Origin of the sequence: Secundilactobacillus oryzae JCM 18671 (assembly GCF_000740055.1) — a bacterium.
Taxonomy (GTDB): domain Bacteria; phylum Bacillota; class Bacilli; order Lactobacillales; family Lactobacillaceae; genus Secundilactobacillus; species Secundilactobacillus oryzae.
Genome location: NZ_BBJM01000048.1, coordinates 1 through 9,520 on the forward strand (window position 1 = coordinate 1; position 9,520 = coordinate 9,520).

At 36.6% G+C, this 9,520-nt stretch carries 9 protein-coding genes and 1 pseudogene; 4 read left to right on the forward strand and 6 right to left on the reverse strand.

Going from position 1 to position 9,520, the window contains the following annotated elements; translation table 11 throughout:
* Positions 1-137: 137 nt before the first annotated feature.
* From LOSG293_RS09105 to LOSG293_RS09125, 5 genes are all read right to left on the reverse strand, one after another.
* Positions 138-1,280 (reverse strand): class C sortase, encoded by a 1,143-nt coding sequence (locus LOSG293_RS09105; protein ID WP_034529607.1) that lies wholly within the window; start codon positions 1,278-1,280, stop codon positions 138-140.
* 97 nt (positions 1,281-1,377) lie between these two features.
* Positions 1,378-2,901 (reverse strand): SpaH/EbpB family LPXTG-anchored major pilin, encoded by a 1,524-nt coding sequence (locus LOSG293_RS09110; RefSeq protein WP_034529609.1) that lies wholly within the window; start codon positions 2,899-2,901, stop codon positions 1,378-1,380.
* Complete coding sequence (locus LOSG293_RS09115) at positions 2,891-4,168, reverse strand: pilin N-terminal domain-containing protein (RefSeq protein WP_034529612.1); 1,278 nt, start codon at positions 4,166-4,168, stop codon at positions 2,891-2,893. The genes LOSG293_RS09110 and LOSG293_RS09115 overlap by 11 nt, the downstream gene beginning before the upstream one ends.
* A 2-nt stretch (positions 4,169-4,170) precedes the next feature.
* Positions 4,171-6,804, reverse strand: coding sequence for a VWA domain-containing protein (locus LOSG293_RS09120; RefSeq protein WP_081919947.1), 2,634 nt, complete (start codon positions 6,802-6,804; stop codon positions 4,171-4,173).
* Positions 6,805-6,824: 20 nt separating this feature from the next.
* The gene (locus LOSG293_RS09125) at positions 6,825-7,055 is read right to left on the reverse strand and encodes an OsmC family protein (protein ID WP_268165004.1); all 231 of its coding nucleotides are present in this window, start codon (positions 7,053-7,055) and stop codon (positions 6,825-6,827) included.
* A gap of 168 nt (positions 7,056-7,223) precedes the next feature.
* On the opposite strand from LOSG293_RS09125, the gene LOSG293_RS09130 reads away from it, so the two are divergent.
* The 4 genes from LOSG293_RS09130 (at position 7,224) to LOSG293_RS09145 (ending at position 9,254) form a co-directional block, all read left to right on the forward strand.
* Complete coding sequence (locus tag LOSG293_RS09130) at positions 7,224-7,484, forward strand: transposase (RefSeq protein ID WP_034529615.1); 261 nt, start codon at positions 7,224-7,226, stop codon at positions 7,482-7,484.
* A gap of 23 nt (positions 7,485-7,507) precedes the next feature.
* Positions 7,508-8,353, forward strand: coding sequence for an IS3 family transposase (locus LOSG293_RS09135; RefSeq protein ID WP_051907283.1), 846 nt, complete (start codon positions 7,508-7,510; stop codon positions 8,351-8,353).
* 71 nt (positions 8,354-8,424) lie between these two features.
* Positions 8,425-8,865, forward strand: coding sequence for a MarR family winged helix-turn-helix transcriptional regulator (locus tag LOSG293_RS09140; RefSeq protein ID WP_034529617.1), 441 nt, complete (start codon positions 8,425-8,427; stop codon positions 8,863-8,865).
* A 26-nt stretch (positions 8,866-8,891) separates the two neighbouring features.
* Positions 8,892-9,254 (forward strand): hypothetical protein, encoded by a 363-nt coding sequence (locus tag LOSG293_RS09145; RefSeq protein ID WP_027822616.1) that lies wholly within the window; start codon positions 8,892-8,894, stop codon positions 9,252-9,254.
* A gap of 137 nt (positions 9,255-9,391) precedes the next feature.
* Here the strand turns inward: LOSG293_RS09145 and LOSG293_RS09150 are convergent.
* A pseudogene (locus LOSG293_RS09150) lies at positions 9,392-9,520 on the reverse strand (IS30 family transposase); the annotation flags it as partial.

A 9,520-nucleotide genomic window follows, 5' to 3' on the forward strand; every position in this document is an offset into this window, starting at 1 on the left:
GAACCAAGCAAGAACCAAAAAAAGAGTAATTTCAAGGGCTGTTTAGCCTTTGAAATTACTCTATAAATTGTTCATCAACAGGATTTGACAAAGAGCCATCTTTTTTGTCCGAACAGCGTTCGGATTAATTTTACAATCTACCATAAATCATTGTGATAAAGTTTGAATAATGATCTATTTTTATCTTTTAAATACATTTTAGCTGTCTGCTGATGAAGTTTTTTAATACCAACAGTACACCCTATTTTATCATTAGGAAAAATTTCTTGAACGTGATACAATCCTCCTGGCAAGTTATTGAAGTTAACTTTGCCATCATTATCAGCTGTGACAATAAATTTTTTACCGTTTCGATAAATTGGTCTTCGTAATACACGTGTTTGTAATGCATAGGTAGTATTTTTAACAACATCACCTTGTTGACTTAAGCGATAAAAAATTAAACTAAATCGGTTCTTTCTTAACATTCCTTGGTGGATTAGTTTAATTATATATCCTAGAATTGCTAATAATAATAAAATAATGGCTATTAGGATTAATAACTGATTAGCATTATTTGCATTATTAGCATGGTTTACATCTTTTGCAATCTTAGGAGTATAAGGAATGCGGTACCCAGTTACCAATAGACGATGTGAATTTATCATGTAAGGGGTGCAGGTTAATAGGGTAGCTAAATCTTTACCAGGAATAATCTTTAAAACTGATGTCTGATTAGGCTTAACAACTTGTATTTTATAAACTTTATAAGCTAATTTCTTTTTGTATACTGTTAGAACAAAGATATTTCCCTTCTTAACATAATTCAAATCTGTAAATAGTTTTCTACTTGGTAGTCCACGATGGGCAGCAATTACCGTATGCGTGTTTTTACCTCCCAATGGAAATGAAGTCCCTTGCAATACTGTAGCACCATAATTCAAAGTCTCCGCATTTGTTGTATCAAAAAGGGGCATATTTGCCTTTATCTTGGGAATACTGATACTGCCAATTAAATGCTTTTTGAGAGAAACCTGAGTTCTTTTGCTGCTACCAGCAAAGGGAGCATTTTCTGGGTGTAAACCATTTTCAGCTAGTCTTCGGTTCCTAGTTTCTAATGCTTTTCTTTTTTGAGCAGATAGCTCACTATTAGTTTTATCTACTTTGTTAATACGTTGTTGGTCAATATAATTATTAATGGCTTCTACATAGAAGGGATATAATGCGATAATCACTCCAACAGTAAAAATAATTACCATAATAATTTTTAGCCAATTATTAGATGCCTTTTTATGATTCATATAGTCGGTGTCCTTTATTAATCTTGGCTTATTAATAAAGATGAAGGGGTGCCAAATAATTATTGGCGTCCCTTCATCTTTGATCTAGAAATAATAATTAGATTTCTTCATGTTTTTTAATGGCTTTGTAACCACCAAAGGCAACAATCATAATGACAATACCAATGGCTAAAAAGATATAAATTCCCTTACCACCGGTACTTGGTAAAAGACCTTCTTTAGTGTTATCGATTGTGATCTTATTAGAATCGGCGAAAGAGCCTTTAGTGATACTAAATTTAACTGGGCTATCCAATTTCGCATAACCATCAGGGGCTTGAATTTCTAATAAGGCATAACTTTCACCAGAATCAAGCTTATCTGAATATGATAATCCCTTAAGTGCCACCAAACCATTTGTATCTGAAGTATACGTTGTGGCACCTGTAGCAGAATCATTCCAAGTATAGGAACCATCAGATGCCTGCGTAGCATAAGAAACTATATTACCATTACTATCTACTTTTACTAATTGAAATTTAGCACCTGCTAAGGTCTTATTACTTTGAGAATCTTTCTTAACAAATTGAGCTCCACCGGTATAAATTTTTGGTCCATTGGCCGGGGTAGAAGTTATATCTGTACCGTTACCAATATTTAGTGTAGCTGTATTACCGATCGCTGTATCAGGAGTAGCATTATTGGTCAAAGTAGCTTTATAGGTAATGGTTAATGATTTTCCGGCTAAGGCTTGCACAGCTGCTGAAGTGGTCTTAAAGACAACTTGATACCCATTATCTTTTTTGTTAACTGTATAATCAGTACCTTTGGTTAAACCATCTATAGATACAGTACTTGCATCTATATCAATGCCTGTATCTGGCTTATCAACAACATTGAAAGTGTCTTTATCCTTAATATTCCAAGGAACATTAACTGTGATATTATAGCCGAAGCTTTGACCATATTGAGCGTTGTAAATGGTAGATCCATCAGGTAATGTAACTGCTAAGTCCTTCTTAGAAGCTTCATCTAGATCCTTAGTAATTGGGGTACTCTTAACGTTCTTAGGATAAATTTGGATATCATGATTAATAGCTGATGTGTCAGACGTTTTATAAATCGGCATTGTCAAAACCATTGGTTCAGCTTGTTGAGTAATATCTGTAGGGGAATCGGTTTCGACAAACAAATAGGTTTGATAATTGCCATCACTATTTTTAAGATTCAAATTATCAAAAGCTGCAATACCATCTTCACCCTTAGAAGTAGCAGTTGTTTCTGTAGCAACAGCACTACCTGCATATGAGGGCAGATTATCACTATCTTTAGCATCAGATTGAATAGCAGTGACAGCATCTTGAGCAGTAGCACCGCTCTTTCTTAATGATAAATAATGATCAGTTACATTGTAAGCTTTAAAGGTAACACCATTTAAACCAGTGCCACCAAAATCATTCATTATTTCACCAGTATTTTGCTTTGCTTCTTGAGCACTGTCAAATACCCGCTTATGCAAAGTGACCTTAACGCTATTATCAGTGTCTGCTGCGGATACTTTTTGTGGGGTTGCAAATGACAACAAAAGTAGTGGTAGGACCATAATTAACCCTATAATTAACGATTTTAATTTACTTTTCATTCTTTATTTCTCCTCTTCTATGATTAAATACGTAAATAATTATTCCCAATAATATCAATGCTATTCCCAGTAAAGAAAATTTTAATTGTTGCTCTCCCGTTTGAGGCAATAATCCCTTTATTCCTTTGCGATTAGCATTATTTGTCTTGTAATTGCCACCACCTTTATCAACGTAACCGGGTTGAGAACCACCATTTTTACTGTGACTTCCATTCCCTCCACTTTTACCATTTGTTATGGTGTTAGAAGAGAATCCCCTTTGACAATTATAAATTCGTAAATCATGGTTATAGTAAACAGACAAAGGAACTTGATAAGCAGATAAAGGTGGAATCCGAGAATGATTAACAATAATGTCCCTACTAAATCCTAAGTTGGTCAAAGATCCCGGTATCCAAACAGGTATATGACGAGCATAATTAGAAATTTTAAAGCCTTTGGCTGACTGAACTTCACTAAAGTAATATGTTCCTGGTGGGAGATCATACTTTCGTAATAATACCAAGCCACTTTTATGTGAGGATAATTTTAAAATCCGATAATCATTTTTAGGGTCTGAGGAAGTTACCCAATCATTATTTATACCTAAATATTCTTTGCGATGATTATCTGCAAAACGATAAAATACAAATTTAGCTCCCCCTAAGGGAAATTTATTACCACAACTGTCTTTACCATATTTAAAGAAGTAGGGTGCCCTTCTAAGATTAGTAGCTTTTGTATAAATGTGAATAACTGACATTGGTTTCCCAGTGTTAGTGTCCCTAAATGGCAAACTAATAGCAATTGGCATCGCAAATGATTGCGTTCCATAATTATTGTTACTATTCTGTACAATTAGATAAGCTTTATAATCGCTACCATTAACATCAAATTTACTAATCCCGGCATTGTTTGTAGTGACGTTAAATAATTTATGCAGTTTATTATTGATAATAAATCTTTGAATCTTAGTAGGACTCATCACACCAATTTTTTGAAATAAATTCTCAGGCGAGCGGTTGTGTGTTAAATAATCAGTGTATTTGGTCGTTAAATCATAAACACTAAAGGTGGTGTTTACACCATCAACCATTCCATCATTGTAGTAATGCTCTTTACCATCGTTATTTACTTCAACAAAATTACCATCTTCACTAATACGATGATGTAAAACAATTTGAACATTATTTACATTGCTAGCTCCCTGAACTGGGAGCTTGATAATTGTCGAAATGCTAAGGAAGGTTAAGAATGTAATAACTATAAACATTAATTTCTTCATCATTTCTACACCTCCCATCTACGACGGGAGATGAATATTATTCCCGCAGCGGTAGTGATCATTATTATCAAACCAGTAACTAATATAATAGTGATTCCCGGACCACCCGTTGCTGGTAATTGGCCTGATGTGGGAGTATCAGGAACGGTTAAACTTATAGTATTATTACTATTGCCAGCAGTTAATTCAGAATTACTATTATATCCATCTGGTATAGTAACTTTACCGGTGTTATCAATGCTAAAATTAATGCCACTAGATAATGGGGCATAGTCAGTAGGAGCCTTAGTTTCACTGAGGACATAGTTACCTGGCTGAAGATTATTAAAAGTAAAAGTAGCCGTATCCCCAGACTCATCAGGTTGAATAGTTTGATTAGTATCAGAATTTGTTAATTGAAATTCAGCACCTTTAACTGACTGATTAGTTACTTTATCAATTTTATTAACTGTCAAAGTAAAAGGCTTAATATTATCATGCTTAGCATAGGTTAATATGTCATTACCATTTTGATTATTAACATAGAAACCATCACTGGAAGGGAATGTATTATTGCTTATTGGAGTTCCTTGCTGATCTAGCCATTGCCCATTTTCGGTTACTTGAAATTTAATGGTTGAAGCATCCAAAGAATAACCCACTGGGGCGGTACTTTCCTTTAATTCATAATAACCAGGCTTGATTGGAATGGGATTATCATTACCATTGATTGATTCAGGGGCAAATGAACTATCGGTTGCTTGCCAATTATCAGTATCTTTGACTAGTGTAAATTGTGAACCAGTTAAACTATTACCATCTGAATCAAATTTTTGTACGGCTAATCCCAGTTCATTATTTGTTATTGTAAAATTATTTAATACTTGGTTAATTGATGAAGAAAATCCTGCAACGTTATCTTCGCTTAAATTATAAGTAAAGTCTTGCCCGTGATCATTAAATTTAGGTAGGTACACATTCGAATTATTATGACTTAACTTGTCAAAAGTTCCTGTCCAGTTTTGAGTTTTAGACAAACTACCAGTTGCCTGAGTCCAAGCATTATTATCTGTCGTATTGCCTCGATTAACTGTAAAATCAATACTATCAGGAATGTTATTATCATTTGGAAGCATATTCCATACTTTATTGATAGTTAATGTTGTCCCCGGTGCCTTAGCGGAAGGAATACCAAAATCTACTTGATTGCTAGAATCATCACCATTCGGGGTTAGAGTAGTTGCACCATTCATTTGATACCATTTATCAGGGACAAAATTATTAGACTCGGTGTTAATCCTCTCTTGATAATGGATTTGAACTTCCTGATCCTTACCCAAGTTCATGTGATTCACTGTCAATTGACCATCTTGGATCGCCGCACTTGGCAACTCACTTGCTGGCACAGTTTGCTTGCCGACACTCGTAACGGTCGCCTGGTTGTTCGCATATTGAAATTGCGTACCAATCGGGTCTGTGATCGTGCCGTCGGTGACAGTATTAAAGTTTTTGATAATGTCCTTTGCCTGATTGTTCAAATAAGCCTCAACAGCATCGGCACTATCAGCATCTTCGTATAAATCCGGTGAATTGGTAATAAGTTGCATGTTTTGGCGTATTTTTTCTTTCGTCATGTACATGTAGTAGCCGTAGTAGTCGTCAGCCAGTTGGATGCCTAACGCGTGCACCTCATTACCACTATCCTTTGCTATCTTGGCCTCACCCAATGTTGCTGGCCAAGTATTATCTATACGATGACCTGAACTATCGATGTATGGCCGTTGAAGTCGTGCGGTATTTTCTGGTTCATCTCTGGTGGTTCCAAAGTTAGTGCCATACAATGTGCCGTTTTCTACCACTGAATTTTTTACCTTATCAGAAAAAGTCGGCACACCATCTGTTAACAAAATCATCATTTTTTTATTGCCACTGGTGTCCGCATTCAGCATGGCTGATCCTTGCCGCAAACCAATCTGCGTATACGTAGCCCCTTGAAACCTTGGCCTCAATGCACCATTAATCGCTTGTTGCTGGCTGGCATTACCTGCTTTGCCTAATTTGACACTAATATAACCCGAGTTGCCACCGATATAACGAGGACTAGAAAACCCAATTAAACCAACATTGACGTAATTACCCAGACCGGCGTTTTGAATAGAAGTCAAGAAATTCTTAACGCCAGTACGAACAGCACCAGCTCGATTCGTGCCCCATCTGTTTGACTCCATTGACCCAGACATATCAACGACAAGTACAACGTCTATTGGTTTAATAGTCTGTTTTTGATTACCACGAACATTTAGATACAAATCATAAAGACCAGGTGTATTCGTTTCTTTTGCATACTTACGAATAGCCAAATCTGGGTTACTTGTGTCTGTACCATATTTTATATAAGAGTTGGTGGTATCCGTAGGATCTCCGCTCCAACTAGTATTGTTATCCCAACTTGCGCTGGTTCCTCCCTGCGGATTAATGACATCCGTCTGATTGTGATCAGTAAGATGCCAATTATTCGTAGGGTAAGTGCCACTGCTATCCGTTGTATATACAGGAGATATATTCTTATAATCGGCACTAGTATTAATTCCGCCTAACGAGAGTGTTATTAAGAATGCACATAGAGTAGTCATAAGAAAGAAAAATTTTTTTATTAGCATATAAACTCTCCAAATCATTCTTATTGCATAAATAAAAATCCATAAGGCAAATTATTTGATGCAGAAAGTTTCCGTGCTGTTTCTTGGAGCGAAGCACCGAGGGAGCCAAGCTCTAATTCAACCGGATTAAGTCCAGTATTCGTTCCCCCGTTTGCTTTCGGCTCGTCTAATGTATTGTGAATTCCACGTGTATGAGCATCAACTTGTAAACTTGAATTAGTCTTTCTAGCGGTTACACTGTACTTTGTCATAGTCAGCATTCCTTTCAAATATATACTAAAATCGCTTTCAGTAATTATTATAGTATTTTCAATTTTTAAATCAATAGTTAACTAACTAATCAGAAAACTATGATATGGACTTAGGATGAAAGTGTGGACACGATTTGATAGAATTTCTACTAGAGAGGATCGTGTCTTATGAGCAAAAGAAAGAGATATTCTGTCGAATTCAAGAAAATGATCGTTCAGCTGTATGAAAGCGGGACATCAGTCACTGATCTTACCAGCGAATATGGGATTGCCAGTGCCACCATTTATAAATGGAATGATTTGTACAAGAAAGATAATGATACCGGGGTCTCCAAGGCCGACTTGTTAGAAATGCAGGCAAGAATTACCAAGCTGGAAAGTGAAAACGATATCCTAAAAAAAGCATTAACCATATTCGCAAAAAAGTAAGCATCAAAGATTGGCAGTCAGCTATGAAAGTAACGGCATCAGCGCATAGCGTTAAAGAAGTCTGTCAGACGTTGCACTTATGTCGATCAACCTACTATCAGTACCAGCACCAGACTAAGCCCGAACAGTTTAAGCGGCGCCAAGTTTTATACCAGCAAATCCGACGCATCTACTTTGATCATCGGCGGGTTTATGGCGCTCCTAAAGTTCACGAGGAACTTTTACGTGAGGGCTATCATGCCAGTTTGAAACTGGTTCAAAAGCTGATGCGACACCTAGGCCTCCGGTCAATTGTCGTCAAAAAGTGGCGCTATGAGCACAACAACTATATTGACCAAATGACCTACCCTAATTTGTTAAAACAAGACTTTAAAGCTGTCAAACCTAATCAAAAATGGGCTGCTGATATTACCTATATTCCGACCAAAACTGATGGGTGGTGCTATCTGGCAACCATCATGGACTTGTATTCTCGCAAAATTATCGCTCATAAATTAAGCCGACACATGACAACCGAGTTGGTTGTCAACGTACTTAATCAAGCTTGTGAAACTAGAACTGTCAAGGCTGGTTTGATTCTGCATACTGATTTGGGCAGCCAGTATCGAAGTACTGCCCTTGAAACAGCATTGAAGCAACACGCTATCCGGCACTCTTACAGTAAACGTGGCTATCCGTATGACAATTCTGTGGTGGAGTCATTTCATGCCAGATTCAAGAAGGAGGAGGTTTACCAACGGACTTACAAAGACTATCATGAAGCCAATTTGGCTCAATTTAGTTACATTGAAGGATTTTATAATTCTCGGCGGATCATTAGTGCCGATGGCTATTTAACTCCAGATGAAAAGGAACAATTAGTCAGTTAGAAATTCTACGTAATCGTGTCTAAAAACTTGACTCAGATTCAATAAAATCATATTGTAAGGAGTGAAATGCTGTGACTAAATTTATCCTGGAAGATTGCTTAATGTCTACTACCAACACTTGCTCCAAACTTTTCAAAGCGGTGCTTACTGACCGCTTGAAAGATGTTGGCGTTACCTACAATACATGGATTTCTCTATACTTTATTAATTCTCACGATATAATTTCCCAAAACAATTTAGCTAAATTAGTAGGAATTACTGGACCTAGTATGGTCAAAATAGTCCAAAGACTTGATGATGAAGGATTAATATATCAGCAACAAGACAGTAAAGATCACCGCAAAAAGCTAATATCCCTAACAGAAGATGGAATTAAAAAGTATAACGAGATCTTGAGCATTGTTATTGAATACCAAAAGACAATGACTAAAGGATTAAGCCAAAAGGAACTGGATATTGTAGCCAACGTCTTTGATAAGATGATCAGAAATGCTAAAAAAGCACTAAGCTAGTTTCGTGTGTTATAGGTGATTTAATCATGAAAAATCAAACTCGTAATGTTAGATTAGCAATTAAGAAAGGCAATGAGATTATTGCTGATTTCAAGCAGCACACTCACGGTAAACTTAACCTTTGGGTCTCCATTACCGATCTTAGCGAGAAATACAATATCACAGCGGAGGCACATAGCAAATTTAACCCTGGAGTCTATACTACAATCGCTGCACAGCTCCCCTTCTCTGACTTTACATATGATGAGTTTGTTGAGGTGCTAATGGCATTTCAAAAGGAATGGGACATTCCCGTGCTGACCCACGCCTTTCCTAAGAAGAAGCTATTTAATCTACGCCAGAAGTATGGTGCCAGGATAATCAGGGATGATATTGTCCGCAAAGAATAGACGTGTTACAATGACGCCAACTCTTCTATTGGTAGTCCTACGTGTTTTGCGTGGGGCTTTTTCTATATAAAAAGCTTCCCAGTAACAATATTACTGAGAAGCCAGAAGAAATTATATGTATATGGTAGATTGCAAATTTAATCCGAATTTTTGGACAAATTTGTCAGTATAACCTGATACGGTGTTTGCCAGTCGAGTATTTTAAGCGGTCGCTGGTTAATTTGGAGTAACGTCGTCGTTAAATCTTGAGCACTAATGTGCTCAAA

What these genes read in the sequence shown, in the direction of transcription:
- LOSG293_RS09135 (WP_051907283.1), top strand. Translation starts at nt 7,508, where the DNA reads ATGAAAGTAACGGCATCAGCGCATAGCGTTAAAGAAGTCTGTCAGACG.
- LOSG293_RS09145 (WP_027822616.1), top strand. Translation starts at nt 8,892, where the DNA reads ATGAAAAATCAAACTCGTAATGTTAGATTAGCAATTAAGAAAGGCAAT.
- LOSG293_RS09110 (WP_034529609.1), bottom strand. Translation starts at nt 2,901, where the DNA reads ATGAAAAGTAAATTAAAATCGTTAATTATAGGGTTAATTATGGTCCTA.
- LOSG293_RS09125 (WP_268165004.1), bottom strand. Translation starts at nt 7,055, where the DNA reads ATGACAAAGTACAGTGTAACCGCTAGAAAGACTAATTCAAGTTTACAA.
- LOSG293_RS09120 (WP_081919947.1), bottom strand. Translation starts at nt 6,804, where the DNA reads ATGCTAATAAAAAAATTTTTCTTTCTTATGACTACTCTATGTGCATTC.
- LOSG293_RS09105 (WP_034529607.1), bottom strand. Translation starts at nt 1,280, where the DNA reads ATGAATCATAAAAAGGCATCTAATAATTGGCTAAAAATTATTATGGTA.
- LOSG293_RS09115 (WP_034529612.1), bottom strand. Translation starts at nt 4,168, where the DNA reads ATGATGAAGAAATTAATGTTTATAGTTATTACATTCTTAACCTTCCTT.
- LOSG293_RS09130 (WP_034529615.1), top strand. Translation starts at nt 7,224, where the DNA reads ATGAGCAAAAGAAAGAGATATTCTGTCGAATTCAAGAAAATGATCGTT.